This window comes from Rhizobium sp. BR 362 (assembly GCF_036528765.1).
Lineage (GTDB): Bacteria > Pseudomonadota > Alphaproteobacteria > Rhizobiales > Rhizobiaceae > Rhizobium.
The window spans coordinates 174,093-195,523 of sequence record NZ_JARWGH010000004.1 but is presented as its reverse complement, the minus strand read 5'-3'; the positions used below and the strand labels follow the sequence as shown (position 1 = coordinate 195,523).

Here is a 21,431-nt window from a genome sequence, read left to right as displayed (position 1 = left end):
GAACGGGCGCAAAAGCCCGGACCTGCGGTGAACAATCGAAGGGCGGTTTTATTCGGTGCTGTTGATTTTCCCAATCTATGGAAGCGGCGCGAGATATTCAATTAGGCGCGACGCCGGACACTTCGTTCTCTTTTTGTTCTTGATTTGCGAACACGGATGAGATTAGCTCGGCAGAAGCGAGTGAGGGGCGTCCTTGGGGCCGCGAGGTATCAAATGTTCGATGTTAGACAGACACAGCTTCCTTTCGGGATGACGGAACCGGAGACTCCGCCCCCGAGAACACAGACAAGGCAGGGATCGGAGAATCTTTACTTCGCTCTTTTGCCCGATGAACCGGTCGGCAACGAAATAGACAAGCTTATGGTGATATTGGGTCAAAGCTATCGCTTACTGGGCAGGGCCAGACCACCAGGACTTCGGCATGTCTCTGTCCATGGCTTCGGCAAATATCCGAAACGACGGGATGACATCACCGCCATCGCCATGAGAGCGGCGAAAACCATCCAGCACTGCGAGTTCACGTTGGTTTTCGACCATGTTCTCAGTTTTCGCCAACCATCACATCCGCTGGTTCTTTGTCCAACAGATGGCGTCAAGGAATTCAGAAGGCTTCAACTTCAACTCGGGCTCGCGGTGTACGAGGCTGGCTTGGCCGTTTGTCTGGATCCGGGCTACCAGCCCCATATAACTCTTCAGTACGGCCGTACGCCCGTTCCAAGGGTCGACTTGGAAAAGCCGATTACATGGACCGTGCGGAAATTCGTGTTGGTCAATAGTCTACAAGGTCTTAGTAAGCACGAATATATCGATCAATGGCCTCTTCTAAATTGACACATCGGCATGCGTCACCACCGCGTCGTCAACTCTGAAGCTGCAGCTATTTTCAAGGCCCTCGATTCCGGCTATCGCCATGGCATCATGAACCCGGTCATGGACGCGAGCGAATTGCACGCGGATGCCAGCGGCGCGAATGGCACTGTCGAAGCCATCAAAGCGTCGAGTGCGGAACTGTCGAGATCGGCTCAGGCTGCCCGTCAACCCCTCTCAGCGGACAGCTTCTCCCGATCGTCTCGCTGACGAAATCCATCACCGCGCGGATGGCGGGAGAACGGCGAAGATCGGGATAGGTCACGAGCCAGAGGTCGCGCGTGGGTGAGGGGATTTCCGTCGGCAGACGCTTAAGGGCGGCTTCGCCATCGCCGAGGAAGGCGGGCAGCGCAACGACACCGAGACCGGCGAGCGCGGCTTGCAATTGACCGAAGACGTCGCCGGCACGGAAAACGATGGGGCGGCCCGCAAGCAGGCTGCGCAGCCAGGTCTGCTGCGTCAGATGATCGAGCGCCGCGTCATAGCCAATGAAGACCCAGCTATCCTCCGGCGTCGCTGCAATTTCAGGCACGGCATAAAGGCCGAAGCGCATGACGCCGATGCGCCGGACGAGAAGATCGCTTTCCTCGGGACGCGACATGCGCACGGCAATATCGGCCTCGCCGTGATTAAGGGCGGAACGGCGGGTGACGCCGGCGATCGTCAGCGTGATATCGGGATGTTCGGCGCGAAAGGCGACCGCTTTCGGGGCGATGAGATGGGCAGCGATGGAGGGCGGCGCGCTGATCATGACGGCGGCGGAAAGGCCCGCAACCGCGCTTTTCGAATAACGTCTGATCGCCTCGACATTGTCCTCCATGCCGGCCACCAGCTCGGCAATCGCCCGGCCGTCAGCCGTCAAGGGCGAGGTGCGCGGCCGGCGGTCGATGAGCCGCAGGTCCAGCGTGCGCTCCAGCGCGGCGATCCGCCGGCCGACAGTGGCGTGGTCGACGCCAAGCTCGCGCGCAGCCGCCGAAAGCGAGCCGGTGCGGGCAAGGGAGGCGAAGTGAAGGAGGTCCTGCCAATCGATCATCTGTGCATTATTGCACAGATGCGGTGAGTTCATACCGAATTTATTCAGGCGCGCCTTTGTGATCAAAAAAACGCGTCTGAAAGGAGACTGTTCTATGCCCCTAGCCATCGCCATAACCGGTCCCGGCAGCCCGGAGACAATGCGGCTCGTCGACCTTGCCGTCACTGAGCCGGGACCCGGGCAAGCCCGCATCCGCCAAAGCATTTCCGGCGTCAATTTCGTCGATATCTATGTTCGCTCCGGGCTTTATCCCCTGCCGCCCGGCCAGACCGTTCTCGGCTTTGAGGGCGCTGGCGTGGTGGAGGCGGTCGGCTCGGGCGTCGAAGGTCTGTCGGTCGGCGATCGCATCGCATATGTCGGCCATCCGCTCGGAAGTTATGCCGAGGTGCGGACTCTGCCTGCCTCGCGGCTGGTGCGGCTGCCCGACGGTGTCAGCGACAGGCTCGCCGGCAGCACGATGTTGCGCGGGCTCACCGCTCATATGCTGCTGCATAAGGTTCATCCGCTGCAGCCGGGCGAATGGATTCTGGTGCATGCGGCAGCCGGCGGTGTCGGGCAGATCGTGACGCGCTGGGCAAAGCGGCTCGGCGCCAACGTCATCGCCACCGTCGGTTCGGAAGCCAAGGCGGAATTTGCCTATGAAGCCGGCGCCGATGCCGTTCTTCTGCATACGTCCGAGGATTGGGTGGAGGAGACGCGCCGCATCGCCGACCGCCGGGGCGTGCATTTCGCCATCGATGGCATTGGTGGCGCAATGTTGTCGCAGACACTCGCGACCGTGCGGCCCTTTGGCATGGTCGCGAGCCTCGGCCAAGCCGCCGGTCCCATTCCTCCGATCCAGATCGAGGAACTGACCGCGCCCCGCGCCATCGGTCTCGCTCGCCCGAGCGTGCTGACCTATGCCAACGATCCTGCTCTCTACCGGCAGGGCGCCGAGGCGCTGATGGCGGAACTGCAGGCCGGCCTTATCAATCCGATCGGGGCGGAATACATGCTGAAAGATGCAGCGAGGGCGCATGCCGACCTGGAGGCGGGGCGAACGACGGCAAGCGTGGTGCTGACGATGTGAACCGAAGGCAAGGTGGCGCGATCGTCGCCTTGCCTCCTTCCCCACGGCAAGCCGCTTCCCGCTGACCGCGCATGTGCGGTTCCTTCACCCGTCACCGCGCCGAACACAATTGCTTGAACGCGTCATCATTTGTTGCTGCAAAGCAGCAATTTCATTGACCCCGCCTCTCCTCGCCTGATACCAATTGACCGTGACCTCGCGCGGTCGTTGGGCCGTTGCAGCCACTCCTATCCGGTACGAACCCCGATCCGTATTGCAAACAGCAAGGACACCGCGCGCCGGTGCCCGCAGGCGATATCTCGTGAACACTGCCTCGCAAACCATCCACTCCTCCTCGACACTATCCCTCCTTTCCATCGTTGCGCTGACCTTCTTCGGCTATGTCGCCATCGGCTTGCCACTCGCCGTGCTGCCGACCTATGTCGATAGCGGACTCGGATTCGGTGTCGTCTGGGCAGGCATAACCATCAGCGCGCAATATGTGGCAACCATCATCAGCCGCGCGCAGGTCGGCCGGCTGTGCGACCATTACGGGCCGCGCCGTTCGGTTTTCCTCGGCTTCTTAGCCTTTGGACTTTCCGGCGCACTGACGCTGGCATCGGCGCTGGTGACGGGCGCTCCGGCCCTGAGCCTGGAACTTCTGCTTGTCGGCCGATTGGCGCTTGGCGTCGGTGAGAGCCTGGTCAGCACGGCGGCGATCACCTGGGCGATCGGCCTGATGGGACCGGGCGAAACCGTGCGGATCATCTCCTGGAACGGCATCGCCACCTATGGCGGCATCGCGCTTGCCGCACCCTTCGGTGCGTGGCTTGCAGGGCAATATGGCTTCTTCGCCACCGGCGCGGTAACGATCGGGCTGGCGATTGCCGGCCTGATACTGGCGCAGACGCGGCCGGCCGTGCCGGGCGTCAAGGAGAAGGGCATCGGAACCGGGCAGGTCCTCAGCCGTATTGCGCCGTTCGGCGTCGCGCTGGCGCTTGCCTCCAGCGGCTTCGGCGTCGTGATGGCCTTCGTCGCCCTGTTTTTCCATAGCCGCGATTGGGACGGCGCTTCGCTGGCATTGAGCGCTTTTGGTCTCGCCTTTATCGGCGTCCGCCTCGGATTGGCGCAAGCCGTCGCCCGCTTCGGCGGCTTGCCGCTGGCACGCGTCTCACTGGTCCTTGAGATCTTGGGGCTGATGGAGCTGGCCTTTGCTCCCTCACCCGCCGTTGCGATCATCGGTGCAGCCCTCGCCGGGGCCGGCTTTGCACCGATCTTTCCGGCGCTTGGCAATGAGGCGATGGCGCGAATTCCGCCGCAAAATCGTGGCGTTGCACTCGGCCTCTACTCGGTTTTTCTGGATTTGGCGCTCGGAAGCACCGGTCCGATCGCCGGCCTGCTTGCCAATCAGTTCGGCTACACAGCGCCCTTTGTCCTCGGTGCCGGCGCCGTTCTGCTCAGCCTCGCCCTAATTATGAGCCTGCGCAGGAGCGGCGGTTCGTAAAAAACGGGAGCAATGACAAGGCTGCGGCGGCAGCCCTTGTTTTTCGGCAGGCGGTGAAACAAGTTCTGATCGATCCGCGCGCCGCCTTCCCATTGCGCGCGCTGCGGCCGTCGGGGCATTGCAAGCAGGAGAAAAGCACATGGACGCCACGCAAATCATTATCGACGGTGATACGCCCGGGATCGCGTGGCAATTGCCTGTGTTGCATTTTACGGGCAGCAAGCCGGATGCGCCGAAAGTTTATATCCAGGCGGCGCTGCATGCGGGCGAACTGCCGGGCACGGCGCTGGCCCACTTCCTCTGCGAGCGACTACGGCAGGCGGAAACCGAAGGCGCGGTTCTGAGCGACATCATCGTGGTGCCACATGCCAATCCCATCGGCGCGGCGCAATCGCATTTCGGCGAGATGCAGGGCCGCTTCGATTTGGGCACGCGCACCAATTTCAACCGCGACTTTCCGCTGATTTCGGCGCGCGACCGTCACCTGCTGATCGAAAATCTAGAGCGCTATCCAGCCGCGGATCGGCTGAAGCGGCAACTCATCCACATGGCGCTCGGGGCCGATCTGGTGATCGACCTGCACTGCGACGACGAATCCCTGCAATATGCCTATATCGACGAAGCCTTCTGGCCGGAGGCGGCCGATCTGGCGGCAGCTCTGAATATGGACGCCGTCCTGCTGTCGGATGGTGAAAGCTCTGCCTTCGAGGAAGCCGTCAGTTTCGCCTGGAAATACGACGTGCCTGGCGAGAAGAAGGTGCATCTGCCGGGAAAACTGTCTGTCACCGTCGAATTGCGCGGCACGCGCGATGTCTATCCGGAGATGGCAAAGAGGGATGCCGAAGGGCTCTGGCGTTTCCTCGCTGCCCGTGGCGCGGTGCGGGATGATGACGTGAGCCTGCCCAGCTTTACCGGACCCGCCGTACCGCTCGACAATGTCGAGATGATCCGCGCGCCGCAGGCCGGTACCGTGCTCTTCCATCGCAATATCGGCGAGCGCGTCGTTGAAGGAGATCTGCTGGCGACGATCCTTACCGCGCCGGGCATGCCGAATGGAACGATCGATGTTCACGCCCCGCAGGCCGGCCTCATCGTCACCCGGGCTTCCGATCGCCTCGTGCGGCGCCGCGGCGACCTGATGAAAATCGGCTGCGACAGGCCGAGCGCTGCGGCCCGCAAGCCGGGAACGCTGGAAGACTGAGGCAGCTCAGCGCAGGTCCGAACCCTCGCGCCGTCCCAGACTTTCGTTCATCGCCGCTTGCGTGTTATGCGATGGCGCACAGCAAGGAACGGATTCGGCATGACGATCAAGATTTACGGCATCAAGAATTGCGACACGATGAAGAAGGCGCGGACCTGGCTGGAAGGCCATGGCATCGCCTATGATTTCCACGATTACAAGGCTATCGGCATCGACCGCGACCATCTGGAACGCTGGACCGCGCAGGCAGGCTGGGAAACCGTGCTGAACCGCGCCGGCACCACCTTCAGAGCCCTTCCTGAAGAAGACCGCGCCGATCTCACCAAGGACAAGGCCATTGCCCTGATGCTGGCCCAACCCTCGATGATCAAGCGCCCGGTACTGGAAGCCGACGGCAAATTGCTGATCGGCTTCAAGCCGGAGATCTATGCGGGCGCGTTCAACCGCTAAGGGGACCTTGAAATAGGAAAAGCTGACAATCCGTCTTCCGAACGATCAGCATGAGTGTTTGAAAGCTCTCGCCGTCGCCCGCGGCACGAGCCTCAACAAGCTTTTCGAAGAACTTTCAACAAAAGCGCTGACTGAGTTCAATGCTGAAACGCGGTTTCGCCTAAGAGTTGCGAGCGGCGACCGGGCTCGAGGATTGGAGATTTTAGAAAAGCTCGACCGCGTTCATTCAGAATTTGGTTCAGATTGAGCCGTCAGACACATCGGTATCTTCATGTCCAAAACCACCCGCGCCACGCAGATGCTGACTGAGGCCAAGGTTGCCTTCACGGTCCATACTTATGACTACGATCCGAATGCCGAGCGTGTCGGCATGCAGGCGGCGGAGGCTCTGGGCGAGGAGCCCCATCGGGTGCTAAAGACGCTGATGGCAGAGGTGGATGGCAAGCCGGTCTGCGTGGTCGTTCCGTCAGATCGTGAGGTCAGCATGAAAAAGCTCGCCGGCGCATTCGGCGGCAAATCGGCGGCCATGATGAAGCCCGCCGATGCCGAGCGGCTGACGGGTTATCATGTCGGCGGAATCAGTCCTTTCGGCCAGAAAAAGACCGTGCCGACGGCGATCGAGGTGCAGGCGATAACGGAGGCATACGTCTATATCAACGGCGGTCAGCGCGGCCTGCAGGTGCGCCTTAACCCACAGGACGCGCTGACGATTTTGAAGGCGAAGGCCGCGCCGCTGATCGCTTGATGGTGGCAAAAAAACAAAACAGCCTTCATTTCCGGCGCAAACAAGTCTAAGTCTGGGACCGTTGTTCCGATCCTCAGCACGCAGGTTTTGCCATGACGTTCGACTCGCCCAACCATCATCCCGTCGATCCCGCCAAGCTGGAAAAGCTTGCCGAAGTGGCCGTGAAGGTCGGGCTGCAACTGCAGACGAGCCAGGATCTGGTCATTACCGCGCCGGTCGTGGCGATGCCGCTGGTGCGGCTGATCACCCGCGAGGCGTATAAAGCCGGCGCCGGTCTCGTCACCACTTTCTATTCCGACGAGGAAACCACGCTTGCCCGCTACGAATACGGTCATGACGGCAGCTTCGACCGCGCTTCGAACTGGCTCTATGAAGGCATGGCCAAGGCCTATGCCAATAATGCCGCGCGGCTCGCCATTTCCGGCGACAATCCGATGCTGCTCTCCGGCCAGGACCCGGCCAAGGTGGCGCGCGCCAACCGCGCCAACTCTGCCGCTTACAAGCCAGCGCTGGAGAAGATCTCCAATTTCGACATCAATTGGAACATCGTCTCCTATCCCAACCCCTCCTGGGCGAAGCTGGTTTTCCCAGACGACCCGGAAGCGATTGCCGTCGCCAAGCTCGCCAAGGCGATCTTCGCCGCCTCGCGCGTCGACGTGCCGGATCCGATCGGCGCCTGGGCCGAGCACAATGCCAACCTGCACAAGCGTTCGGCCTGGATGAACGGGCAGCGCTTCGCCGCCCTGCACTTCCAGGGTCCGGGTACCGACGTGAAGATCGGCCTCGCCGACGGCCACGAATGGCACGGCGGCGCCTCGGTCGCCAAGAACGGCGTCACCTGCAACCCGAACATCCCAACCGAAGAGGTGTTCACCACGCCGCATGCGCTGCGTGTCGAAGGTCACGTCTCCTCGACCAAGCCGCTCTCGCATCAGGGCACACTGATCGACAATATCCGGGTTCGCTTCGAAGGCGGCCGCATCGTCGAGGCGAAGGCGACGCGCGGCGAAGAAGTGCTGAACAAGGTGCTGGATACCGACGAAGGCGCGCGGCGCCTCGGCGAAGTGGCATTGGTGCCGCATTCCTCTCCGATCTCGGCCAGCGGCATCCTGTTCTACAACACGCTGTTTGACGAAAATGCGTCCTGCCACATCGCGCTCGGCCAATGCTATTCCAAATGCTTCATCGACGGCGCGACGTTGAGCCAGGAACAGATCAAGGCCCAGGGCGGCAATTCGAGCCTCATTCACATCGACTGGATGATCGGCTCCGACAAGGTGGATATCGACGGCATCAAGCTCGACGGCTCACGCGTGCCGGTCATGCGCGGGGGCGAGTGGGCGTAAGCCATCAATAGCTTCGCTTCGATAGAGCGAGGGTATTTTCAAATATCCAGGTCCACCCACACGGCGGCATGGTCCGATGCGCCCTGCTTCTCCGCCGTGAGCTCCGGATAGACCTCCCAGCGCTTCGGGCGCGAACCCGGCCATAGACCCCTGCGGAAAACACCGCCCCCTTGCACTTTGTCGAAGAGCGTCGGCGATAGGAAAAGATAGTCGATTTTGCCGGTGGTGTTGCAGAGGCCGTAGGTGCCGGGATAACCGCCATCATCGAAGTCGGGATGGGTAAAGGCATCCTTCAGGGTGCTGGTGGTCAGTGGCTTCAGCGGCTGGCTGTCGGGAAAGTCGTTGAGGTCGCCGATCAACGCAATGTAGTCGACACCTTCCATCAGCAAGGCCTCGTAGATTTCCCGCGCCCGCTTCGCCTGAGTCCTGCGGCGGGCGTCGGAAGCTTGCACGCCGCCATAGCCTTTGCTCTTGAAGTGATTGACCAGAACGACCAGCGTCGCGCCGGCGGGCGTCGTCACGCGATATTCGGCGCAATCCCGTGGGAAGATCAGCGAACCGTCCGGCAAACGATCATCGACATGGCTGCGCATGAAACCGATCGGGAATTCTTTCCGCGTCATAAGACCGACATCGATACCGCGCTCGTCATTGCCGTCGATCACCATGACATGCGTAAAAGGATCGCCGCCGACCGACGGCACGATCAATGAATTGAAAGAGGCCAGCGCCGGCCGGCCTTCGACTTCGATAACGCCCAGCACATCGGCATTGACATCGCTCATGACCCGGGCCGTGTTGCGCATCGCCTCTTCATCCACCGGCTCCTCACGCAATTCCAGCGAACCAACCCAATCGGCCCGGCCCTCGGCAATGACCACGACGCCGCCAGTTTTCGGCCGGGTCAACAGCGCACCGCGATTGCGTCGCAGAAGTACGAAGGGGCCGGTGTCGCTTCTCTCCAGGCCAAGCGCGACGATCAGTTCCATGATCCTTCGCCGATCGGCGTCGCTGTAGCTCGCCTGACCGAGCAAGCCTTCAAGCGCGGCGAACTTCTCCAGGATCGGGCGGCCTTCCTCCCAGCTATCGAGATTCATCGCCTTGGCGCGATCGAAGAGGTTTTCGACATTGTAAGAGGCCAATCTCATCGTCTGGTCCTCCTAAAAAAACATGGCGTTAGAATAACATACCGCCGCCAAAACCGCATATCAGCCGAATTGATGGTGTGGGGATTAACTAGATCAAAGCGAAAGCGCGGCCAGGGCATTCCTGACGCGAGAAAGGTGAGCACGACGCTTGGCTTCGCCAATGCGATCCATATCGTGCAGGGTCAGCATACGGAAATCGAGCCGCCTTGCGCAGAAAGCGGCGATACCACGTTTCAGGAGCCGGCGCACCGGATTGCCCATATAGAGATGCACGACCCACCAGGGAGAACCGGTCGTCGTCAGCGCCCAGAACAGGCGGATATTGCTTAACTGCGGCACGATACGGCCGCCGGCGGGATCGTGGTGGAAAGCGACGCCCGGAGCGAAAACCCGATCGAAGAAGCCCTTGAGGATAGCCGGAAAATTGAACCACCATTGCGGAAAGACCAGCATCAGCCCGTCCGCCGCCCGCAGCCGCGCGACGATAGTCTCGACGGCGCTGACATCATAGGGCTGATCGACGTAAGCGCGCCGCTCGGCTTCGGTCAGCCGCGGGTCAAAGTCCTCGCGATAGAGATCGAGCAAATCCACCTCATGCCCGCCGGCGACAAGCGCCTCTTCCGCCGTTTTCGCCACCGCAGCGGCAAAGCTATCCTCCAGCGGATGGGCAAGCACGAGGAGGATACGCATCAGAACAGGCTTCCCTGCTTCGGCGGGTCGGCGGCATCAGCCGGCTTCGCGGTCCGCGTCTTCTGCGGCGGCGTCTCCGCCGGCGGCACTATCGGCGAGGGAGCGGCGGGGCTGTCGCCGGTAACGGCACCGACGCGGCCATCGGCGAATTCGATCGAGATCGCCGCACCCGTGGCGAGGGCTGCGGCCAGCGAGACAGGCCGGTCGGCCTCGTCACGCACGACGGCATAGCCGCGCTTCAACACGTTTTTATAGGAGAGCGATTGCAGGATCCGCTCCTGGGCCACCAATTCACCACGCGCCCGCACGAGCTGATGACGTATCGCCGTGTCGGCATGGCGGGAGAGATTGGCGAGATGATCGCGGGCACGACCGGTCTGCGCCGCCAGCCGCGAGGGCAGCGTGGCGAAAACGGCATCGGCGCGGCCGATCCGGGCGCGGGCGCGATCGATCATCCGCTCGACCGTGCGTTCGGCGCGGCTCATCCTCTCGCCCAGCATCTGCCGGCGCTCGGCGATGCGGTTCGACAACACGTCGGGCCGCAGATGCGAGGCGGTGCGCTCGAAAGAGCGGCGCTTGTTGAGCGTGTTCAGTTCCAGCCCACGGCCGAGGCCGGCGGCGGCCTCATCGAAACGGCGGCGCGGCAGGGCGAGAAGCTGGTCGAGCGAGGGCAGCGCCCGAATGAGCGAACGTACCGCCTGCCGGCGGTGATCCATTTGCCGGCCGATACCGCCATGCAGGCGAGCGGCAAGGCTTGCGAGCTGCGCCTCGAGTTCAGCCTTGACCGGTACGGCCATTTCCGCGGCTCCGGTCGGCGTCGGGGCGCGGATGTCGGCGGCATAGTCGATCAGGGTCCAATCGGTCTCGTGACCAACGGCAGAGATCAATGGGATCTCGCTCGCCGCGGCGGCGCGGACCACGGCTTCGTCGTTGAAGCTCCAGAGATCCTCCAGGCTGCCGCCGCCGCGGGCGACGATCAGCACATCGGGACGGGGAACGGCGCCCCCGGGCGCGAACTCGTTGAAGCCGCGGATGGCATTCGCCACCTCATCGCCTGAACCGTCCCCTTGCACCTTCACCGGCCACACCAGCACGTGCACGGGGAAACGATCGGAGATGCGATGCAGAATATCGCGGATGACCGCGCCCGTCGGCGAGGTGACGACACCGATGACCTTCGGCATGAAAGGAAGCCGACGCTTTCGGTCGGCATCGAACAGACCCTCGGCGCCGAGCTTGCGCTTGCGCTCCTCCAACAGGGCTATCAGCGCACCGGCACCCGCCGGCTCAAGCGTCTCGATGACGATCTGGTATTTCGAGGAGCCCGGGAAGGTTGTCACCTTGCCGGTTGCGATGACTTCCATTCCTTCTTCGGGGCGGAATCTCAGTCTGGAAAATGTAGCTTTCCAGATCACTGCGTCGATGCGGGCTCGGTCGTCCTTCAGCGAAAAATAGGCGTGGCCGGAGGAGTGCGGTCCGCGATAGCCGGAAATTTCTCCGCGCACGCGCACCTGATCGAAGGCGCTCTCGACGGTACGCCTAATCGATCCGGATAATTCCGAGACAGAGTATTCCGCGAGATTCGTCGGCGAATCATTCTCAAAGAAGCTGCTCATACCGTCTTTTATCCGAAGTCGCCGCAAATGCGGAGCCGCATAATCCTTAAGTCGGAATCGATTTTGGGAAGAGATTATGCGCAGATTTAAGGTGCTACGGCGTTGCTTCGGCGGCCGATGGGACGCACGGCACAATAGGCTTCATCATGCGTTAACCCTGTCTACAAAGCCTTTCTTAGCCATCCGCATGCAATTCTGTGCAAACTTGTTTTTGGTAAAGAGGAGGTGGAGCGATGATATTCGTAACCGCCATGATCATCGGAATTGCGGCCGGCCTGCAGCGTTCGGCGATCGGCTCGATCCTGGGTGCAGCCCTGATCAGCATTGCCTTCATGGCAGCGGTTGCCGCCTCAGCGGTTCCCCCGCCTCTGATGACCTTGTTCGTTGCGCTCGGCGGCTATAACCTCGGCTTCATCGGTTATCTCGTCACGCTCGACGCCCTGGAGCGGCGCAGGGCCTGATCACGGCGCGGTGGCACCGACCAGACCAAGAGCTGAGTTACGAGCTCTGGCTATAGACCCCACTTCGGGCCATTTTCCGACAATGTAATCTCAACCGGATCACCGCTCACCTCGACGGACGGGCCGCCGAGCGCGTTCCAACGAAACAGATTGAGATGCCAACCACCGGAGATCAATCTTGATCGATCGATGATGCCGTCGGCGCCGGCTGCTCTGGCGGCGTCGGCCGTGCGCCAGGAGGGCGGTTCCTCGCCGGCGGCCAAAGCGGGGCGCCAGGGTAGATTGGAGGCATCCCGATCAATGCCGAGCCGTTCACAGGCCTGCTCATCATGTTGATCGAGCACAAATGCCTTGCTGACCAACAGCGGCACGACAACACGTCGCCGTCCGTCTTCGCGCATATAACCTGAAATCGCCATGATCGCCCACTCCGGCGAAGCACTCATATAAAGGGCAGGCTGACCGAGCCGGTGATAGCGCCCGGCGCTCGTCTCATGCGGAGGATCGAGGACGTGATCGATACGTTCGACAAGTATGGAACGAAAGAAGCGCCCACTCACCTTGCGAAAGAGGCTCGACGATTCACTTGCTGGCGGCTGTTCTTCCATAAAAGTCCGTTCGTCAGATATCGGCACGCTCAATCCCCCGGTGTGAACCGGAAGAACTGCACGTCCGACTTCGCGGCAACCGGGATCGGCTGAAGATAGGCGGGCACATGGCCCTGGCCGAGTTGCGCATAGAGCCCATCCGGTTTCAGCTTCGAAACTTCTTCCACCTGCGGGTCGCTGGGGCAAAAGGCAAGCAACGTTACATGAGCGCCGCGCAGGAAGGCTTCCGCCTCCTTCGGCTCCGCAAGGCCGATGTGCAACTCGGTCAGCATGCCACCCTGATCGCGGTGATAGGGACCGGAGAGCACGCGATGCTGCGTGAAGCGCAGGATGGGCGAACCCATGTTGGACGGTGCGGAAACGACGCCTGGTTCGAGACCGGCAAGCGGCGCCAACGCGTCTTTTGAGATGCATTGCCCCGTTTCTTCCGCCTTGGCGACCGGAGCGGAGAAGCTGTTTGCGATGCCGTTATTGGCAAGCGCGCCGCCGACAGCCCAGACGGCGGGCACGGAGAGCAGCGTGGCGGAAACATAGAAGAAGGCGGCGCCCATATCTTCCGTATCAGCGGCGGAGATGCGGCGAAGTTCGGCCAGCAGCAGCGCGAGCGGCGGTATGGCGAGCAGATTGGAAAATTCGGCGCCGCGAACCTGCACGAGCGCAATGATCCAATTGACGGCCACCAAAGCCAGAAGAACGAAATGCAGCCGGGCGCGCTCGCCGCGCATCATGCGGAAGATGCAGATGACGATCGCCATGAAGCCGGTGGCATAGAAGGCGCCGAGCGTTTCCGGCTGATAGTGGGACAAGGCCAGGATCGACTGCGCCTCGCTGACGCTGTTCAACCACAATTGCACCAGCAACGGATCGAGATCGGCAAGCGGATTGCGCAGGCATTGCGGCGCGATCGCCAGTGTGGTGGCGAAGACGACGGCGCCATTGGCCACCAGCACCGCCAGACGCCAGGGGCGCGGCAGACGGCTGGCGAACAGCGCCGACAATAACAGGCCCGCGCCGCCGATGCTGGTGATGCTGTAAAAGCCCAGCGAGAGATTGTCGCAGGTGACGGCGGAATAGAGATGCGGCGGCACCAGCGCGAAGAATGCGGCGCTGACGGCGATCGTCAGCGTCAAGGCGAAGGCGCGGGCGGCAGGCGCGAAAATCTCCCCGTCCCAGGCCCAGAGCCCGGCGACCGCCATGCAGGCGACCGCGACGAACGGCGTCGTTTCCGCTCCGATGCCAAGGGCAATGGCAAGGGCAATGGCCGCAATGACGAAATTCCGCGGCCTGTAGCTCTCGTCGGCCAGCATGGCGACGGTGAGCGCGGCAAGCCCGAGCTGGACATTGTCATGATCGATGGAACCCGGCTTGAAACGGCTCGACACCAGAATGAAGAGCCCCGTCAGGCCGAGCGAGAAATGCATGCCTTCTGTGCCGGCAATGCGGCGTCCGGCGAGGCCCATGAAGAACATCAGTGGTAGCACGAGCAGGAGCGGCCAAACCGTGAGCGCTGCGGCCTCCGCGCCTTCCGGCGCAAGAAACAGCCGAAAGAAGGCAATCAGGCCGGCGATCGGCAAATCGATGAAGCGCGACCAGTGCATCAGCGTGCCGCCATCGAGGCCGAGGCGATATTGCACCGTGTCGAACCAGCCCTGACCTCCCAGGAAATCGCGCACTTCGACCAGGCGCATCATGTCGTCATTGTCGGGCCCGACATAATCCGTGGCGTGACGATTGAGGATCAGCAGGGCGGCGATGATGATGACGCTGTAGATCAGTGAGACGAGCGTCAGCCGCGACCAGCGCGAAGACGCCGTCTGCGTGACCGCCAATACCGATCCGCGCGATATTCCGACCGCCTGCACCATCTCGATGAAACCCCGTGTTTGAAGGACATGCAAGGCCGTCACGCTAAAGGGCGCCGATCAAGAAAACGTAAAGCGGGACCATGCCGCAGCCGATATCACGATAATGTTCCCGCAGCGATCACAACCCGCCATTTTTCACCCGCAGCCATAGGGTCTTATTAACGCGCAGCGGGATAAGTTCTCATTCGAATTATCCGTCGAGGCCTCAAGTGAACGTCATGCGTAAGAATTGGCCAGAAACCATGTGGAGTGAGAACCTGAACATTGCCGTTCTCCTGCCCTGCTACAACGAGGCCGCGACGATCGGCCAAGTCGTACGCGGCTTTCGCGAGGCGCTGCCGAAGGCAGGTATCTACGTCTACGACAACAACTCCACAGACGGGACGGCGCTGCATGCCATGCTTGCGGGCGCGACCGTCGTTCGCGAGCGCCGCCAGGGCAAGGGACATGTGGTGCGCCGCATGTTTGCCGATATCGACGCTGACATCTACATCATGGCCGACGGCGACGGCACCTATGCGCCTGAGGATGCGGAGGAACTGATCCGCACGCTTCTGACCGAAGGTTCCGATATGGTGGTGGGCACGCGCCGGGGCGTGCATGACGATGCCGGCCGGCAGGGCCACGCCTTCGGCAACCGGATCTTCAACTGGCTTTATCGAACGATCTTCGGCACCGACTTCAGCGATATCTTTTCCGGCTACCGCGCTTTCTCCCGGCGCTTCGTCAAGAGCTTTCCGGCCGTATCCGGCGGTTTCGAGATCGAGACGGAAATGTCGGTGCATGCCTCGCGGCTGACGCTGCCCGTCAGCGAGTTGGAACTCGATTACGGCCGGCGGCCGGAGGGTTCGCACTCCAAGCTTTCGACTTTCCGCGATGGCTGGAAGATCCTCTGGATGTTCGCGATGCTGATGAAGGAAACGCGGCCCTTCGCCTTCTTCGGCATTTTGGGCGCGATTTCCATGGAAGCGAGCATCGGCTTCATGATCCCCGTCTTCGTCGAATATTTCGAAACCGGCTTGGTCGCGCGCATGCCCACCTGGGTGCTGTCCATGGCCTTGATGATGATTTCCTTCATGCTGTTCACGGCCGGACTGATCCTCGATTCCGTCGCCCGAGCCCGCGCCGAACAGCTTCGCATCCACTATATGAGCCTCGCCAAACCGGCATCCCGGCAGATTGGCGATGAGCGAACGATCTATATGGCCGAACAGGAAAAGCCGGCGAGCCGGAGAAAAAGGGCCAAGGCTGCATGAAGAAGCTTCTGCGCTTCCTGATCGCCGGCGGCATTGGCTTCGTTGTCGATGCGGGCGTGTTGCATCTGCTGCTTTGGTTCACGCCCTTCGGTCCATTCGTCGGCCGGGCCCTCTCCATACCGAGCGCACTGCTCGCCACGTGGTTCCTCAACCGCAACTTCACCTTCGGCCGCTCCAACCGCTCGCTGGCGGTCGAAGGCTTTCGCTATGGTTCGGTCGGCCTGACGTCGGCATTGCTGAACTATGCTCTATTCAGCTCGCTACTCGTCTCCGCGCCGGCGCTTCAGCCGATCATAGCGCTGATTCTGGCATCAGCGGCGGCAACTGCATTCAGCTTCTTCGGCTATTCGCGTTTCGTCTTCCGCCACAGGCAAAATCCGTGAGGAACCGCACTAGACCGGTTCCCAGCCGTCCTTCTCGCTGGCGCGATAGATGGCGTCGATGACCTTCTGGTTGAGCTTCGAGCTTTCGAGCGTCACGACTTCCCCACCCTTGCCCAACGCCGCCGCGGCAAAAGCTTCCGCCTCGCGCTTGTACTGACGGCTGTCGGGGAAACGGAAGATTTGCGATTCCGAGTGGCCGCGATTGCTCAGCTCCAGCTCTTCGGCGCCATAGCGATCCGCATTGAACGGGGACTTCACCTCGATGAAACCGTCCGTGCCGTGGAAAACCATGACTTGGCGGTTGGCCATCTGCGTTGCGATATAAAAGGTCAGTTCGAAATCGCCGAAGTCGGCCTTGACGCTAGAATAGATGTCCGTGCCGAATTCCGGGTCGCGCTCGGTGACTGCCTGGATGCGCAGGGGTTCGCGGCCGGTGACGAAGCGGGTGCTGATCGTCGGATAGACACCGATATCGGGCAGGCCGCCGCCGCCGAGTTCAGGGATGTTGCGCATATTGCCGGCATCGCGGTTGAAATAGGTGAAGGCGCCTTGAATATGGCGCAAGCGGCCGATGGCGCCGGCTGCCAGCAGCGAGCGCACCTTCTGCCACACCGGCGCGTAGGTGACCATATAGGCTTCCGTCACCAGCACCTTGTTGCGGTCGCGGGCAGCAATCAGGCTGTCGATCTCATCGGCCTTCAGGGCAATCGGCTTTTCGCAGAGCACATGCTTGCCGGCATCGGCCGCCTTGATCGTCCATTCGACATGCTGCGAGGTCGGCAGCGGAATATAGACGGCATCGATCGTGTCGGAGGCGAGCATTTCTTCGTATGAGCCGAAAGCATGCGGCAGGGAGAAGCGATCGGCCATTTGGCGGGCGCGTGCAAGATCGCGGCTGGCGATCGCCGTCACTACGCAATTTTCCGCATCCTGGATAGCGGGTACGACAAGCTCGCGGCCGATCTTGGCTGTGGATAAAATTCCGAAACGCAGCATGATTTTTCCTCCTGGAGCACGATCCCGAAGCAAGTGACCGCAGGGCGGCAGGCGCGGAGCGGCTTTCGGACAGGACCTTATGAAATTGGTGGGTGGAGCGAAACGGTAGTTCATTTCGCTCGCGACGAAATCGAAGCCAACTTTATGCGGCGCTTATCCAAGGCGCAATGCCGCCCAGTAGCATCGAGCCAAAAACTGGTCGTTATGCGAGCAGCTCGATGGCCGGATTTGTCCTCATTTTGTCCGGCATATGGCTTTAGCGTCTATTCATCCGGATCTAGCTTCGGCTATCCTTTAAGCACAGGAGATACGAAAATGTCCCATAGCGATACTGCTTTGCTGGTTATCGATGTTCAGGAATCCTTTCGTCACCGCCCTTACTGGCAAGCGGACGACCTGCCCGTTTTCGTCGACCGCCTGCAGATTCTGATCGACGGCGCGAAGGCCCGTGGCATTCCGGTGGTCCAGATCTTTCATGTCGACGGCGACGAGCATTTCAGTCTGGCGAGCGGATATGTCCGCAAGCTCGAGGAGATCACGCTGGAGGCTGATGCCATCTTTCACAAATCGCGCCATTCCGCTCTCGTGGGTTCGGGTCTCGACGTCTGGCTGGTGGAAAACGGCATCCGCAAGCTGATCGTTTCCGGCATCCGCACCGAGCAATGCTGCGAAACCACGACGCGCCATGCCTCCGATCTCGGCTACGATGTCGATTACGTCACTGAGGCGACGCTGACCTTCCCGATGACGCATGCGTCCGGCACAGTGTTTAGCTCCGAGGATATCAAGAAGCGTACCGAGCTGGTGCTGTCAGGCCGTTTCGCCCGCATCGCCACCGTGGAAGAAGCGCTTGCCGGAGTAGCGCTAAGGAGCGCTGCATGAACCAGAGCGAAGGACATCTTCGCGTCATTCCCGTCTATGTCCTGCTGCCGCCCTATACGCTGCTGATGGATGTCGCCGGGCCGGTGGAGGTTCTGCGCCGCGCCAACATCGAACAGGAGGATATCCTGTTCGACTACCGTTTCATTGCCGCCCGGCCGACACAGACGACCTCGATTGGTCTGACGGTTGCCGATCTCCTGCCGCTGCCTGATCGCATTTCCGATGGCGCCCTGGTCGTCGTCTCCGGCAGCGTCACGCCGCCGCCCGATGCTAGCGATATCGAGGAGGAGAACGGGCTGCTCGCCGCCTGGCTGAGGACGGCGATCCGTCCGGGCGTCACCCTCATCACCATCTGCTCCGGCGCGGTGCTCGCTGCCCGCGCCGGCCTGCTCGAAGGCTATGCCTGCACGACGCACGCGGCCTGCATCGAAGAAGTCCAGCACCATGCCCCCACCGCGCGGGTTCTCGACAACCGGCTCTATGTCGAGGATCGCGAACGCTATTCCAGCGCCGGCATTTCCACTGGCACGGACCTGATGCTGCACATCGTCTCCAACCTCACTTCTCCCGTGACGGCGCTGACGATCGCCCGCCATATGGTCGTCTACATGCGCCGCACGGGTGCCGACCCGCAGCTTTCGCCCTGGCTCAGCGGCCGCAATCATGTGCATCCCGCCATCCATCGCGTGCAAGACGCGATCATGGCCGACCCTGCGCATGGCTGGTCCCTCGCGGAGCTTGCCGGCATCGGCGCGATGAGCGCGCGGCACATCTCCCGACTTTTTCAGGAGCATGCCGGGCTATCGATGACGGCCTATGTCAATCTGATGCGCGTAACGCTCGCCCGCGATGTGCTTGCCAATTCGCGGCTGGACATGGAGCGCGTGGCGGAAAAATCCGGTTTCGCCTCGCCGCGGCATATGCGGCGCGTCTGGTCGAAATATAATGAGCTGCCGCCCAGCCACTACCGGCGATCGGCGGCCGAATAAAATAATCGTTAGTGGCATTTCCAATGGTAGGACGATAACCTGCACCGACGTCCCCCTCCCTTTCCGGCCTTTTTCGGCGCCGGTTTTTTGCTCAAACGATTTGGAGAGCCATTATGGAAATGCGCAAGCTTGGACGAACCGATCTTTTCACCGCGCCGATCGTCTTCGGCGGCAATGTCTTCGGCTGGACGGCCGATGAGAAGACTTCCTACGCTCTGCTCGACGCCTTTTTCGACGCCGGCTTCAACACGATCGACACGGCGGACGTCTATTCAAGCTGGGTTCCCGGCAACAAGGGCGGCGATTCCGAAGAAATCATCGGCAAGTGGCTGAAGCAGGGCCGCGTTGCCCGCGACAAGGCGATCATCATTACCAAGGTCGGCTCCGAAATGGGTCCCGGCAAGAAGGGCCTGAGAGCGGATTATATCCTGCGAGCGGTCGAGGATTCGCTGAAGCGGCTGCAGACCGACTATATCGATCTTTATCTCTCGCATTGGCCGGATCCGGAAACGCCGTATGAGGAGACGCTCGGCGCCTATGCCAAACTAAAGGAACAGGGCAAGATCCGCCATGCCGGCTGCTCCAACCTCAATGCCGAGCAGTTGCAGGCCTCCTTCGATGCCGCCGCCAAGGCCGGTCTGCCGCGCTATGACGTGCTGCAGCCGGAATATAATCTCTATGAACGCGGAAGTTTCGAAGGCCCGCTTGCCGATCTTTGCGTGAAAGAGGAGATCGGCGTCATCACCTATTTCAGCCTGGCGGCCGGCTTTCTCACGGGCAAGTACCGCAACAAGGCCGATACCGAAGGGCGTGCGCGCGAAAATCGCGTCTCGGCCTACCTCAACGACAGGGGCTTCCGCATTCTCGCCGCGCTCGATACAGTTGCCGCGGAGACCAAGTCGACGCCGGCCGATGTGGCACTCGCCTGGCTGCTGCGCAAACGCGGCGTCACCGCGCCGATCGCCAGCGCCACCAGCCTCGGCCAGCTCGACGCGCTGATCAATTCGGCGAAGCTTTCGCTTTCCGACGAGGCCATGAGCCTGCTCGACAAAGCCGGCGAATAACGTAAGCAGGAATAAACCGATGACCGTCGTGATCCGCGATGCCAAGCCCGAAGACGAAGCCCGCTGGCGCGAGCTCTGGGCCGACTATCTCGCCTTCTATGGCGTCAGCATCGCGCCTGATATCACCGACAAGACATGGCGCCGGGTCTTCGATCCGGCGTCCGCCATCTTCATGCGCGTCGCCGAGGTCGATGGCGAGGTCAAGGGTTTCACGCTCTGCCTGACGCATGAGGGCACCTGGGTTCGCACGCCGGACTGCTACCTGGAGGACCTGTTCGTCGATGGAAGCGCGCGCGGACGCGGTGTGGGCCGGGCGTTGATGGACGACCTCGTCGCCCTCTGCAAGAAGAACGGGTGGGCGCGGCTCTATTGGCATACGGAAGACAGCAACGCCACGGCCCGCAAGCTCTATGACAGTTATGTCGAGAGCGACGGACACATTCGCTACCGCATCAGTTTTTGAGGCATGATCCCAAAAAGTGCGAAGCGGTTTTTGGACAAGGTCATGCCCGGTCAGATGACCGGCATCGGAAATCCCGCGTAGAAAGCCGAATGATCGCCCTGCCAATTTGCCATGCCGCGCTTGGTCAGCATGCCACGAGGCTGGGCAAAACTCTGGATCGTCCGTTGCGGCCGCTCGTGCCACTGGATGTTGAAGGCCCATAATTTCGGGAAGAAGCAGAGCGAGGCGTAAGGCAGATGATCGTGGATCCACCAGGCAAGCTTCTGCCAATCACCCTCCTCACGGCAATTGTCGATCAGCCATGGCACGACGACGCAGACTGCCGCGCCCATGCAGCCGTCGAGATCGCGCATATCCCAGATGTGATGCGCGGCGGTGTGGGCATTGGTCGAGCAATTCAAGCCGTTCCTGTTGCCGAAGGCGTTGACGGCAGGCGCACGGTAGCCTGAGCGGATATGCAGCCGACCGAAGCTCGCCTCCAGCGGTTCCAGCAGCTCCTCGCAAAGCCGGCTGCCGGACTCGATCGCCAGGTCGGGATCGTCGGGGATATTCGGAATGCGATGAAAATCGGCGATCTCCGAATGCAGGAAATCGCGGAAGAAGAAATTCTTCGACAGCCTGACGCGGCCTAGCTCCTCCAGCCCCTTCATCGATCCCGGCCTTTTCATCGTCTCTGAATCCCTTCCGCCATTCGTTTGGCTGCTGCGGATATTTATCTCACCTTGGCTTATCGCAGGTTGGTACCCCGAATTTTGTCAGCAGCGGGAACAATTAGGATTGCGCCGGCTTGTGTAGGGGTCGCCGCCGGGCGGCATC

At 61.4% G+C, this 21,431-nt stretch carries 23 protein-coding genes; 15 read left to right on the top strand and 8 right to left on the bottom strand.

Features of this window, described 5'->3' with window-relative positions; all coding sequences use genetic code 11:
• The first annotated feature begins 213 nt into the window (after positions 1–213).
• Positions 214–831 (top strand): 2'-5' RNA ligase family protein, encoded by a 618-nt coding sequence (locus QDY28_RS07485; protein ID WP_331381063.1) that lies wholly within the window; start codon positions 214–216, stop codon positions 829–831.
• A 157-nt stretch (positions 832–988) separates the two neighbouring features.
• On the opposite strand, the gene QDY28_RS07480 is transcribed toward QDY28_RS07485, so the two are convergent.
• Complete coding sequence (locus tag QDY28_RS07480; RefSeq protein ID WP_331381062.1) at positions 989–1,900, bottom strand: LysR family transcriptional regulator; 912 nt, start codon at positions 1,898–1,900, stop codon at positions 989–991.
• Positions 1,901–1,994: 94 nt separating this feature from the next.
• Here QDY28_RS07480 and QDY28_RS07475 point away from each other — a divergent pair, with 94 nt between their 5' ends.
• From QDY28_RS07475 to QDY28_RS07445, 7 genes are all read left to right on the top strand, one after another.
• Positions 1,995–2,969 (top strand): quinone oxidoreductase family protein, encoded by a 975-nt coding sequence (locus tag QDY28_RS07475; protein WP_331381061.1) that lies wholly within the window; start codon positions 1,995–1,997, stop codon positions 2,967–2,969.
• Positions 2,970–3,270: 301 nt separating this feature from the next.
• Positions 3,271–4,452 (top strand): MFS transporter, encoded by a 1,182-nt coding sequence (locus QDY28_RS07470; RefSeq protein WP_331381060.1) that lies wholly within the window; start codon positions 3,271–3,273, stop codon positions 4,450–4,452.
• A 139-nt stretch (positions 4,453–4,591) separates the two neighbouring features.
• Positions 4,592–5,653, top strand: a complete 1,062-nt coding sequence (locus QDY28_RS07465; protein WP_331381059.1) for a M14 family zinc carboxypeptidase — start codon at positions 4,592–4,594, stop codon at positions 5,651–5,653.
• Positions 5,654–5,752: 99 nt separating this feature from the next.
• Entirely contained in the window at positions 5,753–6,103 is a 351-nt protein-coding gene (locus QDY28_RS07460; RefSeq protein ID WP_331381058.1) for an ArsC family reductase, read from the top strand.
• A 58-nt stretch (positions 6,104–6,161) separates the two neighbouring features.
• A complete protein-coding gene (locus QDY28_RS07455) occupies positions 6,162–6,350 on the top strand; it encodes a toxin-antitoxin system HicB family antitoxin (RefSeq protein WP_331381057.1) in 189 nt (62 codons plus the stop codon).
• Between the two features lie 24 nt (positions 6,351–6,374).
• Positions 6,375–6,848, top strand: coding sequence for a Cys-tRNA(Pro) deacylase (gene ybaK, locus QDY28_RS07450; RefSeq protein WP_331381056.1), 474 nt, complete (start codon positions 6,375–6,377; stop codon positions 6,846–6,848).
• A gap of 92 nt (positions 6,849–6,940) precedes the next feature.
• Positions 6,941–8,194, top strand: a complete 1,254-nt coding sequence (locus tag QDY28_RS07445; RefSeq protein WP_331381055.1) for an aminopeptidase — start codon at positions 6,941–6,943, stop codon at positions 8,192–8,194.
• 38 nt (positions 8,195–8,232) lie between these two features.
• Here QDY28_RS07445 and QDY28_RS07440 read toward each other — a convergent pair whose 3' ends face one another.
• The 3 genes from QDY28_RS07440 to xseA form a co-directional block, all read right to left on the bottom strand.
• A complete protein-coding gene (locus tag QDY28_RS07440; RefSeq protein WP_331381054.1) occupies positions 8,233–9,342 on the bottom strand; it encodes an endonuclease/exonuclease/phosphatase family protein in 1,110 nt (369 codons plus the stop codon).
• Between the two features lie 93 nt (positions 9,343–9,435).
• Positions 9,436–10,032, bottom strand: a complete 597-nt coding sequence (locus tag QDY28_RS07435; RefSeq protein WP_331381053.1) for an NAD(P)H-dependent oxidoreductase — start codon at positions 10,030–10,032, stop codon at positions 9,436–9,438.
• Entirely contained in the window at positions 10,032–11,648 is a 1,617-nt protein-coding gene (xseA, locus tag QDY28_RS07430) for an exodeoxyribonuclease VII large subunit (protein ID WP_331381052.1), read from the bottom strand. Before xseA ends, QDY28_RS07435 begins: the two co-directional genes overlap by 1 nt.
• A 233-nt stretch (positions 11,649–11,881) precedes the next feature.
• On the opposite strand from xseA, the gene QDY28_RS07425 reads away from it, so the two are divergent.
• Positions 11,882–12,109 (top strand): homogentisate export protein, encoded by a 228-nt coding sequence (locus QDY28_RS07425; protein ID WP_331381051.1) that lies wholly within the window; start codon positions 11,882–11,884, stop codon positions 12,107–12,109.
• A gap of 50 nt (positions 12,110–12,159) precedes the next feature.
• Here the strand turns inward: QDY28_RS07425 and QDY28_RS07420 are convergent, their stop codons facing one another.
• The gene (locus QDY28_RS07420) at positions 12,160–12,744 is read right to left on the bottom strand and encodes an RES domain-containing protein (protein WP_331381050.1); all 585 of its coding nucleotides are present in this window, start codon (positions 12,742–12,744) and stop codon (positions 12,160–12,162) included.
• Positions 12,745–12,746: 2 nt separating this feature from the next.
• On the bottom strand, positions 12,747–14,582 hold the full coding sequence (locus QDY28_RS07415; RefSeq protein ID WP_331381274.1) for a hypothetical protein: 1,836 nt from the start codon (positions 14,580–14,582) through the stop codon (positions 12,747–12,749).
• 242 nt (positions 14,583–14,824) lie between these two features.
• On the opposite strand from QDY28_RS07415, the gene QDY28_RS07410 reads away from it, so the two are divergent.
• Both QDY28_RS07410 and QDY28_RS07405 read left to right on the top strand, forming a co-directional pair.
• Positions 14,825–15,838, top strand: a complete 1,014-nt coding sequence (locus QDY28_RS07410) for a glycosyltransferase (protein ID WP_331381273.1) — start codon at positions 14,825–14,827, stop codon at positions 15,836–15,838.
• On the top strand, positions 15,835–16,221 hold the full coding sequence (locus QDY28_RS07405) for a GtrA family protein (protein ID WP_331381049.1): 387 nt from the start codon (positions 15,835–15,837) through the stop codon (positions 16,219–16,221). Before QDY28_RS07410 ends, QDY28_RS07405 begins: the two co-directional genes overlap by 4 nt.
• A gap of 9 nt (positions 16,222–16,230) precedes the next feature.
• Here QDY28_RS07405 and QDY28_RS07400 read toward each other — a convergent pair whose 3' ends face one another.
• Positions 16,231–17,217 carry a Gfo/Idh/MocA family protein gene (locus QDY28_RS07400; protein WP_331381048.1) on the bottom strand — a complete coding sequence of 329 codons (987 nt, stop codon included), beginning with the start codon at positions 17,215–17,217 and terminating at the stop codon, positions 16,231–16,233.
• 315 nt (positions 17,218–17,532) lie between these two features.
• On the opposite strand from QDY28_RS07400, the gene QDY28_RS07395 reads away from it, so the two are divergent.
• From QDY28_RS07395 to QDY28_RS07380, 4 genes are all read left to right on the top strand, one after another.
• Complete coding sequence (locus QDY28_RS07395) at positions 17,533–18,099, top strand: isochorismatase family protein (RefSeq protein WP_331381047.1); 567 nt, start codon at positions 17,533–17,535, stop codon at positions 18,097–18,099.
• Positions 18,096–19,088, top strand: coding sequence for a GlxA family transcriptional regulator (locus tag QDY28_RS07390; protein ID WP_331381046.1), 993 nt, complete (start codon positions 18,096–18,098; stop codon positions 19,086–19,088). The genes QDY28_RS07395 and QDY28_RS07390 overlap by 4 nt, the downstream gene beginning before the upstream one ends.
• Before the next feature lie 113 nt (positions 19,089–19,201).
• Positions 19,202–20,152 carry an aldo/keto reductase gene (locus QDY28_RS07385; RefSeq protein ID WP_331381045.1) on the top strand — a complete coding sequence of 317 codons (951 nt, stop codon included), beginning with the start codon at positions 19,202–19,204 and terminating at the stop codon, positions 20,150–20,152.
• 19 nt (positions 20,153–20,171) lie between these two features.
• Entirely contained in the window at positions 20,172–20,615 is a 444-nt protein-coding gene (locus tag QDY28_RS07380; RefSeq protein ID WP_331381044.1) for a GNAT family N-acetyltransferase, read from the top strand.
• Positions 20,616–20,665: 50 nt separating this feature from the next.
• Here QDY28_RS07380 and QDY28_RS07375 read toward each other — a convergent pair whose 3' ends face one another.
• Complete coding sequence (locus tag QDY28_RS07375; protein WP_331381043.1) at positions 20,666–21,283, bottom strand: hypothetical protein; 618 nt, start codon at positions 21,281–21,283, stop codon at positions 20,666–20,668.
• Between the last annotated feature and the right edge of the window lie 148 nt (positions 21,284–21,431).

Bases quoted from the DNA above. Each gene is read 5' to 3' on its own strand.
- QDY28_RS07485 (WP_331381063.1), top strand. From the start codon at position 214: ATGTTCGATGTTAGACAGACACAGCTTCCTTTCGGGATGACGGAACCG.
- QDY28_RS07480 (WP_331381062.1), bottom strand. From the start codon at position 1,900: ATGATCGATTGGCAGGACCTCCTTCACTTCGCCTCCCTTGCCCGCACC.
- QDY28_RS07475 (WP_331381061.1), top strand. From the start codon at position 1,995: ATGCCCCTAGCCATCGCCATAACCGGTCCCGGCAGCCCGGAGACAATG.
- QDY28_RS07465 (WP_331381059.1), top strand. From the start codon at position 4,592: ATGGACGCCACGCAAATCATTATCGACGGTGATACGCCCGGGATCGCG.
- QDY28_RS07460 (WP_331381058.1), top strand. From the start codon at position 5,753: ATGACGATCAAGATTTACGGCATCAAGAATTGCGACACGATGAAGAAG.
- ybaK (WP_331381056.1), top strand. From the start codon at position 6,375: ATGTCCAAAACCACCCGCGCCACGCAGATGCTGACTGAGGCCAAGGTT.
- QDY28_RS07445 (WP_331381055.1), top strand. From the start codon at position 6,941: ATGACGTTCGACTCGCCCAACCATCATCCCGTCGATCCCGCCAAGCTG.
- QDY28_RS07440 (WP_331381054.1), bottom strand. From the start codon at position 9,342: ATGAGATTGGCCTCTTACAATGTCGAAAACCTCTTCGATCGCGCCAAG.
- QDY28_RS07435 (WP_331381053.1), bottom strand. From the start codon at position 10,032: ATGCGTATCCTCCTCGTGCTTGCCCATCCGCTGGAGGATAGCTTTGCC.
- xseA (WP_331381052.1), bottom strand. From the start codon at position 11,648: ATGAGCAGCTTCTTTGAGAATGATTCGCCGACGAATCTCGCGGAATAC.
- QDY28_RS07425 (WP_331381051.1), top strand. From the start codon at position 11,882: ATGATATTCGTAACCGCCATGATCATCGGAATTGCGGCCGGCCTGCAG.
- QDY28_RS07415 (WP_331381274.1), bottom strand. From the start codon at position 14,582: ATGGTGCAGGCGGTCGGAATATCGCGCGGATCGGTATTGGCGGTCACG.
- QDY28_RS07410 (WP_331381273.1), top strand. From the start codon at position 14,825: ATGTGGAGTGAGAACCTGAACATTGCCGTTCTCCTGCCCTGCTACAAC.
- QDY28_RS07405 (WP_331381049.1), top strand. From the start codon at position 15,835: ATGAAGAAGCTTCTGCGCTTCCTGATCGCCGGCGGCATTGGCTTCGTT.
- QDY28_RS07400 (WP_331381048.1), bottom strand. From the start codon at position 17,217: ATGCTGCGTTTCGGAATTTTATCCACAGCCAAGATCGGCCGCGAGCTT.
- QDY28_RS07395 (WP_331381047.1), top strand. From the start codon at position 17,533: ATGTCCCATAGCGATACTGCTTTGCTGGTTATCGATGTTCAGGAATCC.
- QDY28_RS07390 (WP_331381046.1), top strand. From the start codon at position 18,096: ATGAACCAGAGCGAAGGACATCTTCGCGTCATTCCCGTCTATGTCCTG.
- QDY28_RS07385 (WP_331381045.1), top strand. From the start codon at position 19,202: ATGGAAATGCGCAAGCTTGGACGAACCGATCTTTTCACCGCGCCGATC.
- QDY28_RS07380 (WP_331381044.1), top strand. From the start codon at position 20,172: ATGACCGTCGTGATCCGCGATGCCAAGCCCGAAGACGAAGCCCGCTGG.
- QDY28_RS07375 (WP_331381043.1), bottom strand. From the start codon at position 21,283: ATGAAAAGGCCGGGATCGATGAAGGGGCTGGAGGAGCTAGGCCGCGTC.